The sequence below is a fragment of the Mesorhizobium sp. M1342 genome, from assembly GCF_040317955.1.
GTDB lineage: Bacteria > Pseudomonadota > Alphaproteobacteria > Rhizobiales > Rhizobiaceae > Mesorhizobium.
On record NZ_JAMYLI010000022.1, the window covers coordinates 1 to 16,746 of the forward strand.

Sequence of the window (16,746 nt, forward strand, 5' to 3'; positions counted from 1 at the left end):
AATAGCTATCGACAACCGAGCGCTTGAAACTCTCGCTGTATTTGGACATGCAAAACCCCCGAAGGTTGTGTCCAACTTTCGGGGGTCAGTTCAGAACCCGGCCTTTTTCATTTGTTTGCTTATTCCGCCGGTGCCTCGGCAACCTCGCGCGAGCGGCCGAGCGTGACCTTGGCCAGCGTGAAGGAAATCACCGCACACAGCGTGATGCCGGCCACCATCGGCAGCGGCGTACCGTCGAAGAACACGCCTGCGACACCCATGGCGAGCGCACCGATGGCGAAATGCAGCGTGCCCATCAGCGCTGAAGCGGTGCCGGCAATCTCGCCATGTTCTTCCATGGCCAGCACCGAGGTGGTCGGAATGACCAGGCCGAGGAAGCCGTAGCCGACGAACAGCAGCGCCGCCATCACGTCGAGCCGGTCGATGCCTGTCGCCATTACCGCGAACAGCACCACCATCGTCGTCGCATAGCCGGTCACCGCGACGCGCACCACGCGCCTCAGGCCGAAGCGCTCGGCCAGCAGCCCCGTCATCTGCGACATGCCGATGAAGGCCACCGCGTTGATCGAGAAGAACACGCTGTAGACCGAAGGCGACAGCCCGTAATGGTCGATCAGGATGAACGACGAACTCGACAGATAGACGAAGAAGCTGGCAATGCCGAAGCCGGCGATCGCCGTCAGACCGAGGAAGTTGCGATCACCCATCAGGAAGCGGTAGGCCGACAGCGCGGTGCCGAAGGAGGACCCGGCGCGATCTTCCACCGGCCGCGTCTCCTTGAGCGAAGTCGCCAGAAGGATGGTGGCCAGCAGAGCCGCGCCCGTCACCGTCCAGAACACGGCGCGCCAGCCGAAATTCTCGATGATCACGCTGCCGGTCAGCGGCGCCAGGATCGGCGACACCGAGAACACCAGCATCAGCAAGGACATCAGCTTGGCGGCCTCATTACCGGTGTGCAGGTCGCGCACGATGGCGCGCGGAACGGCCATGCCGGCGCTGGCGCCAAGCCCTTGCAGGAAACGGAAAGCGATCAGCCATTCGATGGTCGGCGCCATTGCCGAACCGATGCCGCCAACCATGAACAGCGCAAGACCGCCATAAAGCGGCAGCTTGCGGCCGACCATGTCGGAAATCGGCCCGACGACGATCTGGCCAAACCCCATCGACAGGAAGAAGATCAACAGGCTCATCTGCACCGCAGCGGTGCTGGCATGCAGATCCGCGCCGATCGACGGCAGCGCGGGCAGATACATGTCGATGGCGAACGGGCCGATGGCGGACAACAAGCCGAGCACGACCGCGATGCGGAGGAATTTGGGACTCATGATAAAGGCTTCTTTCAAATCTGGTTGCCGCCGCCACGCGACGTCTAACCTAGGACGTTCCATCCCGTGAGATTCCGACACCTCAAGAGCGAATTCCATTCGTCTCTCTCACGCGAAATCTCTTTATCTTGTGTCCACAAATTTAGACACTCTTGTCTAAATCGTCAATCACCTTTATATAGTTTTTTATGAAGCTGCACGTTTCTCCTGACATTTTCCCGCCACGCGGCCATGAGGCCAAGCGCCTGTCGATCGTCGACTCCGCAGCCACCGTGTTTTGCCGCGAAGGTTTCGCCGGCGCCAACATCGATCTGATCGCGGCTGAAGCCGGCGTTTCGCGCCAGACGATCTACAACCATCATGGCGACAAGGAGAAGCTGTTCGTCGCCGTGGTCCGTGACCTCACCGAACGCTGCAATGCCGGCATCTTCGCCACCATTGCCACCTTCCCCGACCAGCCGGGGGATCTCGAAGCCGATCTGATCGGCTTTGCCGTGCGCCTGAACCAGAACTGCATCTGCAACCGCGACGGAAAATTCCTGCGCAAGCTGATCCAGACCGAAGGCGAGCGCTATCCCGAACTGTTTGCTGAATGGCGCGAACAGGGACCGGGCAGGACATGGCCGGCAATCGCCGCCCGCTTCGCCCGCCTCGCCTATGGCGGCTACCTCACGATCGAGGACCCGGACGTGGCGGCGCGCCAGTTCCTTGGCCTCGTCAATGCCGAACTGCAGACCACCTTCATGCTTGGCGGCTCGCCGCGCGAGGACGAGGTGCTGCAATCCGCGACCAATGGCGTGCGCACCTTCCTGCGCGCCTTCGGCAAGCGCCGGTCCGCGGCATCGTCCGAAAAGCAAAGCGCGCTCGCCAGCGCCTGAGCGATCAAATCGCTGGCAATAGTCTTCGCTTCCGCGCGAGGGTGATCTATATGCGGTTTACGCCGCCCTCAAGCTTGATTACAGCTATGCGGACGATTCAACGGAACCCGACCGCCACATGGCCGACGACCACATCCGCTACGACATTCTGGCCCAGGAGGCGTTGCGCGGCGTCATGCGCAAGGTCCTGGCCGAGGTCGCGCGCACCGGCCTCCCCGGCAACCACCACTTCTTCATCACCTTCCTGACCGGCGCGCCGGGCGTACGCGTGTCTTCGCGGCTGCGCGAGCGCTATCCCGAGCAGATGACCATCGTCATTCAGTTCCAGTATTGGGACCTGAAGGTGACCGATACCGGCTTCGAGGTTGGCCTGTCCTTCTCCGATGTGCCGGAAAAGCTCGAAATCCCGTTTTCGGCCGTACGCGGCTTCTATGATCCGTCGGTCAATTTCGAACTCGAATTCGACGTCAAGACGGATGGCGCGGCAGCCGAGGAACCAGCCGCTCCAGCCTCGCCTGAGCCGTTGACCATCGTCTCCGAGAAAAAGCCGAAGGCGGAGAAGAAGGCAGCTGCCGCCGAGGCGGAGAAGAAGCCCGCAGCGGCGGACGCCAGCACCAAGGGCGCCGAAGTGGTCTCGCTCGACGCCTTCCGCAAGAAATAGGCCTGCGGTTCACGCCATGGCTGACATCGTCAATCTCCGCCAGGCTCGCAAGCAGAAGGCGCGGGACGAGAAAGTGCGCGTCGCCGAACAGAACCGGGCACTGTACGGTCGCTCCAAGGCAGAGAAGCAACGCGACCGCATAGTCGCCGACAAGGCCGAAAATTTCGTCGCTGGGCACCGCCGCGAGCCATCCGGCGCCGAAGACGACCAGTGAGCTGTCACCAGTGAGCGCGGTCGAAAAGCGCTCGGTGACCATTCGTGGTCACCGCACCAGCTACTCGCTTGAAAAGCCCTTCTATGAGGACCTCGTCGCGATCGCGGCGACCAGGGAGCTGACGCTCGCTGCGCTTGTCGCCGAAGTCGACGAGACGCGGCCCCGCGACACCAACCTGTCCTCGGCGCTGAGGCTCTATGTGCTGGAGTGGGCGAAGCACGCAGAGAGAATCTAAAGGCTTTCGACGGCGTCGTTCTTTTTCGTGTGTCTGGTGCCGAAGCCAAGCAAGGTCGAACGCTCGCGCTCCTCGGCTTGTTTCCTGGACCGCACGCGCATCAAATCCTTCCAGCCGACATAGCCGACCAGCAACGAGCCTTCGCGAGTGACGACGGGCAGATGAGAGACGTTGGCCAGCAGCAGTTTGTCGGAGAGGCCTTCGAGATATTCGTCCGGATAGGCCAGCGTCACCTTGCTGCCGGCCAGCAGTTCGCCAAGCGTGGTGGTGCGGTGCGTGCCGGCGCGTCTCCAGCGCAATATCGCCGGCGGATCGATGAGGCCCAGCACATGGCCGCGCTCATCGACCACCGGGAAACTCGGATGCCGTGTTTCCGGCGCTGTCAGGAACGCTGCCGCGCCATGCAGCGTCATCGTCGCCGGCACGCTTTCGACTTGTGACGTCATCACCTCGCGCACCCTGGTCAGGGCGAAAGGGTCGACGCGGTATTCGCGAACCAGAAGATGTCCCCTTCTGGCGATCTTTTCGGTCAGGATCGATCGCTTCATCAGAAGCACGGTGACGGCGTGCGCCGCAGCGCAGGCAGCAATCAGCGGCACCAGCATATGCGTGTTGCCGGTCAGTTCGACGGCGAAGAACGTGGCGGTCAGCGGCGCACGCATCGTGCCGCCCATGGTGGCGGCCATCGCCAGCAGCGCCCAGAAACCCGGATCCGCGGCAGGCAGAACGCCGGCGAGCACAGCGCCCATGGCCCCGCCCATGATCAACAGCGGCGCCAGCACACCTCCCGACGTTCCCGAGCCGAGCGCTACCGACCAGATGATCGCCTTCACCACCAGCAGGAGGAGTGCTGCCGTCGCGACGGTGCGGCCGTCCAGCATGTCAGTGATGTTGTCATAGCCGACGCCGAGCGCGTGCGGCTCGATCAGCCCGCCGATGCCGACCACCAGTCCGCCAAGCATCGGCCACCACATCCAGTGGATCGGCAGCTTCTGAAAACCGTCCTCGCAGGCATAGACCATCTGCGTCAGCAGCCCCGACAAAAGTCCTGCACAAACGCCGATCGCCACCCAGCCGGCAAGGCCGACAAAGGACACCTCCATGCCGCCCTGAAACGGAAAGATCGGTCCGGGCAGATGCAGCATGGTGCGCTCCACCTCGGCGATAACAGCCGCGACCGCCACCGGGATGAAGCTGCGCGGAGTCCATTCGAAAAGCAGCAGTTCGACCGCAAGCATGATGGCGGCGATCGGGGTTCCGAACACCGTGGTCATGCCCGCCGCAGCACCGGCCACCAGCAGCGTCTTGCGTTCGTTGTCGCTGACCGGCAGCATCTGCGCGATCAGCGAACCGATCGCGCCGCCGGTCATGATGATCGGGCCCTCGGCGCCGAACGGTCCGCCGGAGCCGATCGAGATCGCCGACGACAGCGGCTTCAGGATCGCCACCTTGGCGTCGAGTCTGGAACGCCCGAGCAGGATGGCCTCTATGGCTTCGGGAATGCCGTGACCGCGGATCTTCTCGCTGCCGAAGCGCGCCATCAGGCCGATGATCAGCGCACCGATCACAGGGACGATGACGGAGGCATAGCCCAGCGGCGTGTCCTCGAGCTTCAGATCGGCGAGCGTGAACTGGCCAAAATAGGCGATGTTGGTGGCCAGCCGGATCAGCTTCAAAAGCGCGATGCCGGCAACCAGTCCAGCTGTCGCCACCACCACGGCAATGGCGGCGACGAACAGCACCCTGGCATCCGTGGTGAAATCGCGCAGATGCTCCGGGTTCGAGTGAGGGGTCTTCATGGCAGTTTGCTTCCTGGCGGCGCGCCGTATGTCTGAGATGCGGCACGGTCGAAGCGGCCAGCCGGGCTTGTTGGTGGATATGTATCGTAACACGATATAAATATTCAAGCCGGTTTCGCCCGAAATCCGTTTGAGCTTTCGCCGGAAAACGAACACATGTCTGATATGTCGCAGCCACAAAAATCACGCCCCGCCATCAGCCAAGCCGATTACCAGCGGCTATCGGAGTTTCGCTACCTGATCCGCCGCTTCCTCGAATTCAGCCAGGTCCAGGCGGAAGACGCCGGCCTGACCCCGCGCCAGCATCAGGCGCTGCTGGCGATCAAGGGATTCCCCGGCGGCGGCCCGGTGACGGTTGGCGATCTCGCGGAACGCCTGCGCATCCGCCACCACAGCGCCGTCGAACTGGTCAACCGCCTTTGCGAAGCAGGGCTGGTCGCCAGAAATCAGGACAAGGACGACCACCGCCGCGTGCTGCTGCAACTGACCGAGCGCGCCGACGATTGCCTGGCCGAGCTGTCGGCGGCACATCTCGACGAGCTTTCACGCATCGAACCGATGCTGCGCCGGCTGCTCGATCGGGACCATGCGTAAGGCTCCAGACCTTGCACGAAAACGGCACCGAACTATTTTCCCGGCCTCCCGAATCCTTTGGCTTCGCCACAACGTCTCGGACGTAAGCGGCCCGCAAAGCGCAGGGCACGAAGAGGAAAAAACGCGATGAAACGCCACCTGATACGCTACAAGACGAAACCGGAACGGACCGATGAGAATGAACGGCTGGTCAAGGCCGTGTTCCAGGAGCTGCGGGAAAAGTCGCCGGAAGGTGTTCGCTACATGACATGGCGGTCCGACGACGGGACCTTTGTCCATCTGGTCGAGACGGAAACCGAGGCCCATGCCGACATCATCACCGGGCTGGCGGCATTCGAGGCCTTCCAGAGCGGCATCAGGGATCGCTTGATCGAGCGTCCGCAGCGCGAGGAAATGACCGTGGTGGGCCACTACCGGATGCTGGACCAGTAACGGCAAACAGAGGTGCATGAACATTCCTGGCGAGATCCGCGAGCCTTTTGACCGCCTGTTCGGCGAAATGCGTCCCAAACTGCACCGCTACTGCGCCCGCATGGCCGGCTCGGTCATCGACGGCGAGGACGTGCTGCAGGAAGCCCTGGCCAAGGCGTTCGAGGCGCTGCCGGATGCCGGCCCGATCGCCAACCCGGAGGGCTGGCTGTTTCGCATTGCCCACAATGCTGCGCTCGACTTTCTGCGCCGGCGAGCCCGCGAAAAGGCCTTTTCCGATGAGGACCCGGATATGATCGTCGACCCGGCCAATCCCACCGCCGATCGTCAGGCCGCCGCGGCCAGCCTGCACACTTTCATGCGCCTTCCCGTCACGCAGCGAAGCAGCGTCATCATGATGGACGTTCTGGGCTATTCGCTGCAGGAAATCAGCGCCACGCTCGATACCAGCATCCCCGCCATCAAGGCGGCGCTGCATCGTGGCCGCCACCGACTGCGCAATCTTGCGGACGAACCGGACGACCGTCCTGTTCCGAGACTGAGCGCCGCGCAACGTCTGCTGCTCGACGCTTACATCGACCGCTTCAACGCCCGCGACTTCGATGCGGTGCGCGACATGCTGGCCGATGAGGTGCGGCTGGAACTGGTGGCCAGGGCGCGGCTGAATGGCCGCAAGGAGGTCGCCACCTACTTCAGCAACTATTCCCGCGTGCAGGATTGGCATCTTATGCTCGGCTTCGTCGAAGACAGGCCAGCAGTCCTCGTCCGCGATCCCAATGACCCAACAGGGCGCCCCACCTATTTCATCCTGCTGGCCTGGCAGGACGGCAGGCTTGCCGCCATCCGCGATTTTCGCCACGCCCGCTACACCACCGACGGTGCCGAACTGTTCGTTCTTTGAAACGGTCTCGGGGCGGAAAGGCCTCCCCTACTGCCTACCGCAGCGACTTCAGCAGATTGTCGATCGTGAACGGATTGGACTTCGGCTTGGCCGGCGGCGGATTGTCATTGGCTTCCGGTGGCGGCGCACGCTCCACCTTCGGAGCCTGCTGCGCGGCCTTGCGTTCAGCCTCGAGCCTTGCCTTTTCCTGCGAAGCGATACGCATCGCCTCTTCCGCCTTCTGCCGCGCCTGCTCGGCTTGTGCCTTGGCCGCCTCGTCGGCGGCCTGCTGTTCGGCAGCGGCTTTGGCGTCCGCATCCGCCTTGGCTTTGGCATCGGCGTCGGCCTTGGCTTTCGCCTCCGCGTCGGCCTGAGCTTTGGCGTCGGCTTCGGCTTTCGCCTGCGCGTCCGCTTCGGCCTTTGCCTTGGCGTCGGCCTCGGCTTTCAGCCGTGCTGCTTCCTCCTGCTTGCGCAATTCCTCGGCGGCGTTCTCACGTTCGATCTGCAGCGCCGCGTAGTAGCGCACCTCGCGCCGCAGCCGCTGCTTCTCAAGCAGCGCGGCCTGCATCGCCTCGACGCGCTGCTGTTCCTTTTCCAGCGCGCGTTGGGTCAGGAACTGCGCCAGCGGCTCACTGTCGAATGCTCGTTTTACCGCGCCGAACGGCCCCTCGGCGGTGAAATTCACGACCGGCTCGGAGCCGACCAGTGCCTCGTCGCCAGGCCGATAGGTGATCGCACCCTTGGCCGACACCGTGACCGCGTTGAGATCCGCCGTGACGTCGGCGGACAAGGTCGCCGCCGGATTCTCCAGGCTGATCGGCGGCGCCCGCAGCGTCCCGCCGGCAACCGTGAAGGCGACGTCGGTATCCTTGGCGGCAAGGCTGCCATCGGCGGCGATATCAGGTGCAAAACCGGCAGTCTTGGCGACATCGATGTCGCGCCCGATCGCATCCGCCTTGGCGAGGAACGCACCGAACGCATCTGGATTGACACCAGCAACTTTGACGCCCTTCAACGCCGCCGTACCGGAGCCCGACAAGGCGGCCACCATCCCTTCGACCGATTTGCCGCTGCTTGACAGTGCCGTCGAGAAATCGCCGATGCCGCTGATGCCGGCATCCGGCAGCACGGTCGCCAGATCGGCGCCCGCCAGTTTCATCTGGCCAGAGAACAGGCCGGTGCCGTCAATGTTCTTCAGTTCGAACAGGCCGGTGAGCGCCCCGCCCAGCAATTTCGCCTTCAAATCCGAAACGCGGATGCCTTCCTGGTCCAGCTTGAGCGAAAAGGCGGCATCATACGCGGTGGCGAACCGACCGGCGGCGAGCGCTGCCGTCGTCAGGTCTAGGTCGGCGGTGAACGGCAGGTTGGATTTCTGGCTGAACGGTGTCGCCGGCCACACGCCACCCTTACCTGCCCCTTCCTTGTCGGCCCCTTCCTTGTCGGCAAGAAAGGCGGAATCGCCGAACAGCGCCACCGCCATCGGATCGAGGTCGAGTTCGTCGAGCGCCAGCGCCCCGGCCAGATGCGGCACGCCGTCCTTTACATCGATATTGACGTCGCCGGACACCGCCGCTTCGTTGATGGCGCCGCTGAGTTCGTCCAGCACCAGCAGACCGTTGCCATAGTCGCCCTGCGCGGCGAGCGACGTCGACATGCCCGCCCCCATGCCGGCCAGGCCGATACCTGACGTCATCAGCCATGGCTCGATGTCGGCGGCATCGAGGCTGAGCTTGCCCTTGGCGGCGAAGCCTTGCGGCGTATCGGCGATCGTTCCCTCGAAACCGGCCTTGAAGTCATTGCCGGCAAGGCTGAAATTCGTCGCCAGGCCGCCGCCAAACGTGCCCTTGGCCTGAATGTCGGTGCTTGCCTCGCCCAGCATGCCGAGCGGCAGCGCCGGCAGGCCGTAGAGCGCCAGCAGCGCGGTGGCGTCAGGGTTCTTGGCGTTGAAGGTCAGCGCCACCGGCGCTTCCAGAAGCTTGCCCACCGCCCCCTTCCCCGACAGCGACGCGGAAAAGGCCGAGCCGCCCGCCTTGCCTTGCCCGCTCACCGCCAGGCCGGTGGTGCCGTCGCCATTGTCGGCCGCACTCGCCACCAGGTCGATGCGCGCATCCTGGAACAGCTCGGGGTAGGCGGCGGCACGGCTCGCCAGTCCCTTGAGCACGGCACTGTCGGGATAGTGCTGGGCGGCGACGTCGATCAGCGGCTTCAGGTCGACGGCAATCACCGACGCATCGAGCTTGCCGGTCGGGCTCGCCGGGAAATCCTTGATCCGGCCGGTGGCGCTGATCGAGGCGCCGGCCAGCCCGCCCACCGACAGCCGGTCGATTTCGAGCAGCCCATCGCGCAGCCTGAGCGCCGTGTCGACCGTGTCGGCGGTCAATCCTCCCGCATTGACCGGCCCTGCCTTGATCTGGAAATCGAGGTCGCGGTCGGCAAAGCGATTGGCGCCCTTGTCGCTGACGAAGATCGAGGCGAAGGCCGCCAGCCCGTCGACATCGAGGTCATCGCCTTCGAGCCGCATCAGCACCGAAGGCTTGGCATCGTCGGGCTGGCTGGAATCGATGCGGCCGGAAAACTTCGCCTTGCCCAGGATCAGTTCAAGATCGCTGAAGGCCTGGCGCTTCTGCGAGAGGTCGACCTTGGCCTTGAAGCCGGCGGCGGGCAAACGGCGGATCGCCTCGTCGACATCCTTCGACAGCCAGGCGGCAAAGCCGGAAGGTTGCGCCACGGCCAGCAGCAGCGAACCGTTGAAGCCGAAATGACCCTCCAAATTGAGCACGAGCATGCCATCGGCTTCCAGCGTGGTGCGGCCGGGCAAGGTCGCGGCAAGCGATTTCACCGACCAGCCGCCATCGACCGGCTCGGCGGAAAGGTGCACGTCGCGCACCGTGGTGTCACCGACCACCACCGCCGGCAGCTTGACCTCGACGGTGCCGGGAATGGTCGGCTTCGGCATGTCGAGCAGCGCCTGCTCAAACGCCGCGATGCGCTGGTCCAGCGTCAGGCCGGCGCCGGCCTCGGCGCCCACCGCCTCGTCGAACTGCACCTGCGCGCCATTGGCCTCGATGGCGAAACTCGGTTTCAGCCCGAGATCGACAGAAGCCTTGCCATCGGCGGTGTAGGGGTTGTCGAGCGGCCCGGTCTCGAAGCGGAATTCGTCGACGCCCAACTTCTGGTGGTCGAGCGAAAACTTGCCGTTCAGCCGAAAGCCCGGATCGGGCTTGCCGGCGGAAACCTTCACCGTCTCACCGTCGGTGCTGCGCAGCTCGGCGCTGTTCTTGTCCGCACCGGAGATTTTGAATTGGCCGGAATAGACGGCAGCGCCATTGACAATGCCAGCATTGCCGTCGGCTTCGATGACCAGCGGATAGGCGTCCGGATCGGCCTTCAGCCGCAGCCGCATCTGCCCGTTGCCTTCAGCCTTGCCGGTGGACGCGGTGACCGCGGTGCGCAACCCGTCCAGCCGCAGCGTGCCGTCCATGCGCCATGGCCCGGCCAGCGACTTGGCCGAGATGGTCGAATTGATCTCGGAAAACAAATGGCTGCGCCCGCCGGCGGCATGGCGCAGTTCGATCTGCCCTTCCGTCACCGTCAGCTTCTCGATCGAGATCTGATCGAGGTCGAAGGGCGAGGACGGCCGCATCGCCCAGTCGACCGTGCCATTGTTGGCGATGTCGATGGTCGCTTTCGGCCGCACCAGCCGCATGTCGAAGATCAGCACTTCGCCGCGCAGGAAGGGCGCCAGTTCCGCATCCATCGAAAACGTCTCGACGGTCATGGCCGGCTGGCCATTGGGGCCGCCGGCGACAGCGACGTTCGAGAAGGTCACCGAGGGGAACGGCAACAACCTTGCCGTGGCGTCGCCCTGCACGGTCACCTTGCGGCCGAGAATGGCGCTCGCCTCGCGCTCGAATTGGGCGCGGTAGCCGGTCCAGTCGACAAAATACGGCACCACCAGCGCCGCACATAGCACCAGCACGAACAGGCCACCAAAGATCACGAACAGGCGTGCGAGCATCAGCTCCGAATGGGTTGATTGAAATTCTGCCGCACTCTACCCGCATCCGCGTGTCGATAAAGAGGCAATTCATCCAGTGTTGCGCGATCCCGGATGATCTGAAACAAATCCTCGCAAAGCGGAGAATTCGGATGTCTGGGAAGAACTGGGATCGCGTGCCGATCGACGCGCAAAGCGTCGACGCTCCGCTGTCGCTTTCGGCGGTCTTTCTTGTCGTCACCGTCGCCGGCGGGCAGACCGCGCTCGCCAAGGTGGCCTCCGTGCTTGGCGGGCTCGACGATCTCGTCAAAACCGTCGGGTTCCGCGATCTTTCCGGGCGGCTTTCGTGCATTGCCGGCATCGGCCGCGATCTCTGGGACCGTCTTTCTCCAGATCGGCGGCCGCTGGAACTGAAACCGTTCGCGCCGATCAAGGGTGCCGTTCATTCGGCGCCTTCGACCGCCGGCGATCTTCTCTTCCACATCCGCTCCGAACGCCCCGACATGTGCTTCGAGTTCGAGCGCATTCTGCTCGACAATCTCGGCGACGGCGTGAGCATCGTCGACGAGGTTTCCGGCTTTCGCTATTTCGATGCGCGCGACCTGCTCGGCTTCGTCGACGGCACCGCCAACCCGACCGGCCTCGATTTGCCCGCCTCTGCGCTCGTCGGCGATGAAGACGCCGACTTCGCCGGCGGCAGCTATGTCGTCGTCCAGAAATATCTGCACGACATGCAGGCCTGGGCGCGCATTCCGACGCCCGAGCAGGAAGCGATCATCGGCCGCACCAAGATCGACAACATCGAAATCGACGATGACGACGCGCCGCGCAAATCGCACAAGTCGCTGGCCACCATCGAGGATGCCGATGGCAACGAGTACGACATTTTGCGCGACAACATGCCGTTCGGCAGGCCCGGACAGAACGAGTTCGGGACCTACTTCATCGGCTATTCCAGATATCTTTGGGTCACCGAAAAAATGCTGCAGCGCATGTATATCGGCGACCCGCCGGGCGCCTACGACCGCCTGCTCGATTTCTCGACGCCGCAGACCGGCACAACGTTCTTCGCGCCAACCCGCCCCATGCTGCAGGCGCTTGTCGAGGGCGCGCAGGAGAAGCTTCCCGCCGCCCGGTAAAGGCTGGCGGCCTCTATCAGCGAGGATCAGCGTGCGTCGCGCTTCGCTTGCGCCACCTTGCCCGCCTTGCGCTGCCGGCCGAGTTCCGCCGGCCGGACCAGCTTCGGCGCCCGCTTGTTGGCCACGGCGCGCATGCCCTTGTGAGCCGTCCGCGAATTGAGCGCGGGACCGTCCGCCGGCGCATTTTGCTTCATGGCCAGCGCCTTGCGCGCATTCCCAACCAGCGAAACGCGAGCCGCCAGTTGCCGCCGCCGTTCGGCCTCGCCATTGAGCCGCCGCATCGCCATGGCCAGCACCGCCAGCTTTACCTGCGAACCGCCATCGGACTTTGAGGGCGCAGCGCCTTTCGGCGCTCCCTTGCCCCGCATTTCGCGGCGGCGCCGATGCGTTTCGGTCTGCGCCTTGTCGCGCCGCTCCCGCAACAGCTTGACCAGACCGGCAAGATCGCCGTCGGAAAGCTCCTGCACCGCCGGATGGTGCGACTTCTCCACCAGTTCCTGTTCGTCGGCGCTCAGCGCACGCGCCTCGTCCTTGCGTGAAATCGCCATGACACTTTTCCTCCGCTGGCACGCCTGTTGGTTTCAGGCCTCGCTGCTCGGCGAAGTCTCGGCCCGAATGGTGGCATGGTCAAGACGAGCCGCCTGCGGCCTTGCGCTGGAGGACTCGCCTAGTCCCCCGGCAATATCTTGCCCGGGTTCATGATATCGAGCGGATCCAGCGCCTGCTTGATCGTGCGCATGATGTCGACGCCATGGCCGAGTTCATGGCGCAGGAAGCCGATCTTGCCCTGGCCTATGCCGTGCTCGCCGGTGCAGGTGCCGTCCATGGCGATCGCCCGCATGTTGAGCCGCGAGACGAACTTTTCCGACAGCGCGATCTCCTTGGGATCGTTGACATCCATCAGCACCAGCACGTGAAAATTGCCGTCGCCGGCGTGGCCGACGATCGGCGCGATCAGACCCATCTCGGCTATGTCGGCTTCGGTTTCCATGACGCATTCGGCAAAGCGCGAGATCGGCACGCAGACATCGGTCGACAGCCCCTTGGCACCTGGCCGTAGCGTCAGCGACGACCAGTAGGCGTCATGCCTGGCCTTCCACAGTTTTGTGCGCTCCTCGGCGACGCTGGTCCATAGGAACGGCCCGCCGCCATTCTCCTCCGCGATCATGCCAAAGGTCTCGGCCTGTTCGGCAACGCCGGCATCGCTGCCGTGAAACTCGACGAACAGGCACGGGCTTTCGGGATAGTCGAGCTTCGAATAGTTCTTCATCGCCCGCATCTGCAGCGCGTTGACCAGTTCGATGCGCGCCACCGGGATGCCCATCTGGATCGTCGCGATGACCGCGTTGCAGGCCGCCTCGACGCTCGGAAACGGGCAGACGCCGCCAGAGATCGCCTGCGGGATGCCTTGCAGCTTCAGCGTCAGCGAGGTGATGATGCCGAGCGTGCCTTCCGAGCCGACCAGCAGCCGCGTCAGATCATAGCCGGCCGAGCTCTTTTTCGCGCGCTTGCCGGTCGTCACCGTCTCGCCGTCGGCCATCACGGCGGTCAGCGACAGCACGTTCTCGCGCATCGTGCCGTAGCGCACGGCATTGGTGCCGGACGCCCGCGTCGCCGCCATGCCGCCGAGCGAGGCATTGGCGCCCGGATCGATCGGAAAGAACAGGCCGGTGTCGCGCAGATGCCGATTAAGGTCCTCGCGGGTGACGCCGGGTTCGACCGTACAGTCGAGGTCCTGCGGATTGACCGCCAGGATGCGGTTCATGCGCGACGTGTCGACCGATATGCCGCCGCCCGGTGCGTTGGTGTGACCCTCCAGCGAGGAGCCGACGCCGAAGGCGATCACCGGCACGCGGTGCGCGGCACAGGCCCGCACGATCTCCTGCACCTCGGCGGCCGTCTCGGGAAACGCGACGCCGTCCGGCGCCTGCGTCGGAATATAGGTGGTGGTGTGCGCGTGCTGCGAGCGGATGGCTTGGCCGGTCTGGAATCGCTCGCCAAGCTGCTGCTTGAGGATGCCGAGCACAGCGGCGATGCCCTCCTCGTTGCGTTCGACCGGGTTGAGGTCGCTCAGAGCCATGAATTCCTCCGCGAATGGACCAGCGTCCACGCTTGTTATGCGTCTATGGATGCGTAGTCTCCGGAGCCACGCTCTGTCCAGCACCAGAACAAGGAAGTTTCGATGCCCATCCCCACTCCCTTCGTCTCAAAACCCATGGACATCGAGAAGGACTGGATCGACTACAACGGCCATCTCAACATGGCCTATTACAACGTGCTGTTCGACCGCTGCTCGGACGATGCCTTCGAGGCAATGGGCATGGGACCGAACTATGCCAGGGATCGTCGCCTCACCATCTACACGGCCGAAGTCCATGTCTGCTACGTGCAGGAGCTGCACCTCGAGCATAAGGTCACGGTCTCATTCCAGCTCATCGACCACGACGACAAGCGGCTGCGGGCCTATCAGGAAATCCGCCATGTCGACGGCTGGCTGGCCGCGACGTCCGAATCGCTGTCGCTGCATGTCGACATGTCCGGGCCGAAGGTGGCGCCCTTCCCCGCCGATGTGCTGGCCAGGGTCGAAGCCATGCGCGCCGCCCATTCGGCACTGCCGATGCCGGAACGGGCCGGCCGCTCGATCGGCATCAAACGCAAATAGGGGGAAGCCGACACGTCTCGTTTCCTGCTTCAAAGCCACACCGGCAATCTAAAATCGCAGAACCCTCCCATCGGCCGGCAGCAGTGCTTGAAGCAGCGCGGCGCCCACGTTAACCTTACCAAGGTTTTAACGGGAACAAGCCATTTGAGCCGTTGCGCGACTCAGCGGGTCGGTCGAAAACGATCCGCATCGAGGTAGCGACACGGGCGGCGCGGCGCCGGTTCGAGGAAAGTGCATGAAAACCGACATCAAGGTCGAGGTGGACAGGCTGGCTGCCGATCCGCGCATCACCGACTATGATTTCTGGCGCTCGCTCAAGAACGTCAACAACGAGATCTTCCACATCGCCAACAACAACGAGCCGATCCCGTTCGACATGATCCGCTGGCGCGCCATCCTGAAGCAGGCGCGCATGAAGCGCGGCCACGCATAGGTCCTCTCCCTGTACGTCAAGCCTGGCGCCTCAACGCCGCCAGGGCCGAGCGCGCCACCACCGGCGACGACTGGATGATCGCCGTATTGGTCATCGCATAAGGAATGATGCGGTCGATCACCCGCTCGAGGTCGGCCACCGAGCCGACATGCGCCAGCGCGACGAAACAATCCTCTCCGGTCACGCGATCGCATTGCACGATCTCCGGCAGTTCGCGGATGATCTCGGCCACGACGGCCAGTTGCCCCGGCACCGGCCGGATGCGCAGCCATGCCGACAGCGGCAGGCCGAGTGCCGCCGGGTTGATCCTGACCGAATAGGCCTCGATGACGCCACTTTCCTGCAGCCGCTTGATGCGCTCTGCCACGCTCGGCGCCGACAGGCCGACCGAGCGTGCCAGCTCCGCCGTGCTGGTGCGCGCGTCCTTTTCCAGCAGACGCAGGATCTTCATGTCGGCGGCATCGAGATCGGCAATTTCAGTTCGAAGGCGTTTCATAGGAAATTCCTTGCTTCCGAGAGAACTCTCCCCAGACGAGCCCATCATCACTCATATAAACCGGCAAATATGCCTGCGATACTGATCCGATGGATGATCAAACGCAAGCTCTTACAGCAGACCCTGCCCCCGGCAATCCCACCCTCGGCAGGCTGACGGAAAAATTGCCGCCGCATGTCTGGTTCGGCGTCAGCGCCGTCTTCCACTATCTCGGGCCGGCTTTCGCCGTGCTGCTTTTCCCGCATGTCGGCGTGCTCGGCATGGCGTGGCTGCGCATCGCCACGGCAGCACTCATCTTCGCACCACTGACCCGCCCATGGCGAAGCCTCGCCCGCGCCGATCTCTCGACAAGGCTGCTGTTGCTGGCCTTCGGCGCCTGTCTGGCGGTGATGAACTGTTCGTTCTACCTGGCGCTCGACCGCCTACCGATCTCGCTGGTGGCGGCGATCGAATTCGTCGGCACCATCGGCGTCGCGGTGGTCGGCCTCAGGAGCCCGCGCAATCTTGCCGCCCTTGCCGTCGCGGTGACCGGCACCTTGCTGCTCATCGACGTCAAATGGTCCGATGATCCCATCGGGCTGTTCTGGGCCTTCCTCAACGGCGCGCTGTTTGTCGGCTACATCGTGCTCGGCCACCGCGTCGCCGCGTCAGGCGCAGGCAGCGGCATTGCCGGCCTGGGTGCCGCCATGGCGATCGCTTTCGTGGTCGTGCTGCCGATTGGCTTCACCGATGCGCTGCCCGCCTTTTTCTCACCATTGCTGCTGCTCGCCGCCATCGGCGTCGGCATCTGCTCGTCGGTTATCCCCTACATCTGCGACCAGCTCGCCATGTCGCGGCTGCCACGCGCGAGCTTCGCGCTGATGCTGTCGCTGCTGCCCGTCACCGCGACGCTGATCGGCGTCGTCGTGCTGCGCCAGATTCCAAGTTTTGCCGACTGCCTCGGCATTGCGCTGGTGGTCGCCGGCGTCGCCTTCCACAAGCCGGCGAACACGGATTAGACGGGT

General features: G+C 64.0%; 17 protein-coding genes. 11 read left to right on the plus strand and 6 right to left on the minus strand.

Annotated elements, in window-relative coordinates:
- Positions 1 to 119 precede the first annotated feature (119 nt).
- Complete coding sequence (locus tag NKH06_RS22105; RefSeq protein WP_352442267.1) at positions 120 to 1,325, minus strand: multidrug effflux MFS transporter; 1,206 nt, start codon at positions 1,323 to 1,325, stop codon at positions 120 to 122.
- Between the two features lie 188 nt (positions 1,326 to 1,513).
- On the opposite strand from NKH06_RS22105, the gene NKH06_RS22110 reads away from it, so the two are divergent.
- The 4 genes from NKH06_RS22110 (at position 1,514) to NKH06_RS22125 (ending at position 3,313) form a co-directional block, all read left to right on the plus strand.
- On the plus strand, positions 1,514 to 2,203 hold the full coding sequence (locus tag NKH06_RS22110) for a TetR/AcrR family transcriptional regulator (RefSeq protein WP_013531017.1): 690 nt from the start codon (positions 1,514 to 1,516) through the stop codon (positions 2,201 to 2,203).
- A gap of 118 nt (positions 2,204 to 2,321) precedes the next feature.
- Entirely contained in the window at positions 2,322 to 2,864 is a 543-nt protein-coding gene (locus NKH06_RS22115) for an SspB family protein (protein WP_128306087.1), read from the plus strand.
- Between the two features lie 16 nt (positions 2,865 to 2,880).
- On the plus strand, positions 2,881 to 3,078 hold the full coding sequence (locus NKH06_RS22120; protein WP_127260259.1) for a DUF4169 family protein: 198 nt from the start codon (positions 2,881 to 2,883) through the stop codon (positions 3,076 to 3,078).
- Between the two features lie 10 nt (positions 3,079 to 3,088).
- Positions 3,089 to 3,313 carry a ribbon-helix-helix domain-containing protein gene (locus NKH06_RS22125; RefSeq protein WP_128306086.1) on the plus strand — a complete coding sequence of 75 codons (225 nt, stop codon included), beginning with the start codon at positions 3,089 to 3,091 and terminating at the stop codon, positions 3,311 to 3,313.
- Here NKH06_RS22125 and NKH06_RS22130 read toward each other — a convergent pair.
- Positions 3,310 to 5,112, minus strand: a complete 1,803-nt coding sequence (locus NKH06_RS22130; protein ID WP_352893994.1) for a chloride channel protein — start codon at positions 5,110 to 5,112, stop codon at positions 3,310 to 3,312. The two genes, NKH06_RS22125 and NKH06_RS22130, sit on opposite strands and share 4 nt — an antisense overlap.
- 156 nt (positions 5,113 to 5,268) lie before the next feature.
- On the opposite strand from NKH06_RS22130, the gene NKH06_RS22135 reads away from it, so the two are divergent.
- The 3 genes from NKH06_RS22135 (at position 5,269) to NKH06_RS22145 (ending at position 7,036) form a co-directional block, all read left to right on the plus strand.
- Positions 5,269 to 5,706, plus strand: a complete 438-nt coding sequence (locus NKH06_RS22135; RefSeq protein WP_352442266.1) for a MarR family winged helix-turn-helix transcriptional regulator — start codon at positions 5,269 to 5,271, stop codon at positions 5,704 to 5,706.
- Between the two features lie 126 nt (positions 5,707 to 5,832).
- On the plus strand, positions 5,833 to 6,138 hold the full coding sequence (locus tag NKH06_RS22140; protein WP_128303532.1) for a hypothetical protein: 306 nt from the start codon (positions 5,833 to 5,835) through the stop codon (positions 6,136 to 6,138).
- A gap of 16 nt (positions 6,139 to 6,154) precedes the next feature.
- On the plus strand, positions 6,155 to 7,036 hold the full coding sequence (locus NKH06_RS22145; protein WP_128303531.1) for an RNA polymerase sigma factor: 882 nt from the start codon (positions 6,155 to 6,157) through the stop codon (positions 7,034 to 7,036).
- 34 nt (positions 7,037 to 7,070) lie between these two features.
- Here NKH06_RS22145 and NKH06_RS22150 read toward each other — a convergent pair whose 3' ends face one another.
- Positions 7,071 to 11,033: an AsmA family protein gene (locus NKH06_RS22150; RefSeq protein WP_352893996.1), complete on the minus strand. Its 3,963-nt coding sequence runs from the start codon at positions 11,031 to 11,033 to the stop codon at positions 7,071 to 7,073.
- 131 nt (positions 11,034 to 11,164) lie between these two features.
- Here NKH06_RS22150 and NKH06_RS22155 point away from each other — a divergent pair, with 131 nt between their 5' ends.
- Entirely contained in the window at positions 11,165 to 12,151 is a 987-nt protein-coding gene (locus NKH06_RS22155; protein WP_352893997.1) for a Dyp-type peroxidase, read from the plus strand.
- 26 nt (positions 12,152 to 12,177) lie between these two features.
- Here NKH06_RS22155 and NKH06_RS22160 read toward each other — a convergent pair whose 3' ends face one another.
- Both NKH06_RS22160 and NKH06_RS22165 read right to left on the minus strand, forming a co-directional pair.
- On the minus strand, positions 12,178 to 12,699 hold the full coding sequence (locus NKH06_RS22160; protein WP_352866809.1) for a hypothetical protein: 522 nt from the start codon (positions 12,697 to 12,699) through the stop codon (positions 12,178 to 12,180).
- A 119-nt stretch (positions 12,700 to 12,818) separates the two neighbouring features.
- Positions 12,819 to 14,231, minus strand: a complete 1,413-nt coding sequence (locus NKH06_RS22165; RefSeq protein WP_352894000.1) for an FAD-binding oxidoreductase — start codon at positions 14,229 to 14,231, stop codon at positions 12,819 to 12,821.
- Positions 14,232 to 14,333: 102 nt separating this feature from the next.
- On the opposite strand from NKH06_RS22165, the gene NKH06_RS22170 reads away from it, so the two are divergent.
- A complete protein-coding gene (locus tag NKH06_RS22170) occupies positions 14,334 to 14,813 on the plus strand; it encodes a thioesterase family protein (RefSeq protein ID WP_023813101.1) in 480 nt (159 codons plus the stop codon).
- A gap of 235 nt (positions 14,814 to 15,048) precedes the next feature.
- The gene (locus NKH06_RS22175) at positions 15,049 to 15,246 is read left to right on the plus strand and encodes a hypothetical protein (RefSeq protein ID WP_013531006.1); all 198 of its coding nucleotides are present in this window, start codon (positions 15,049 to 15,051) and stop codon (positions 15,244 to 15,246) included.
- 16 nt (positions 15,247 to 15,262) lie between these two features.
- Here NKH06_RS22175 and NKH06_RS22180 read toward each other — a convergent pair whose 3' ends face one another.
- The gene (locus NKH06_RS22180; protein WP_352894003.1) at positions 15,263 to 15,742 is read right to left on the minus strand and encodes an Lrp/AsnC family transcriptional regulator; all 480 of its coding nucleotides are present in this window, start codon (positions 15,740 to 15,742) and stop codon (positions 15,263 to 15,265) included.
- An 89-nt stretch (positions 15,743 to 15,831) separates the two neighbouring features.
- Here NKH06_RS22180 and NKH06_RS22185 point away from each other — a divergent pair, with 89 nt between their 5' ends.
- A complete protein-coding gene (locus NKH06_RS22185; RefSeq protein ID WP_352442260.1) occupies positions 15,832 to 16,740 on the plus strand; it encodes an EamA family transporter in 909 nt (302 codons plus the stop codon).
- Positions 16,741 to 16,746: the final 6 nt, after the last annotated feature.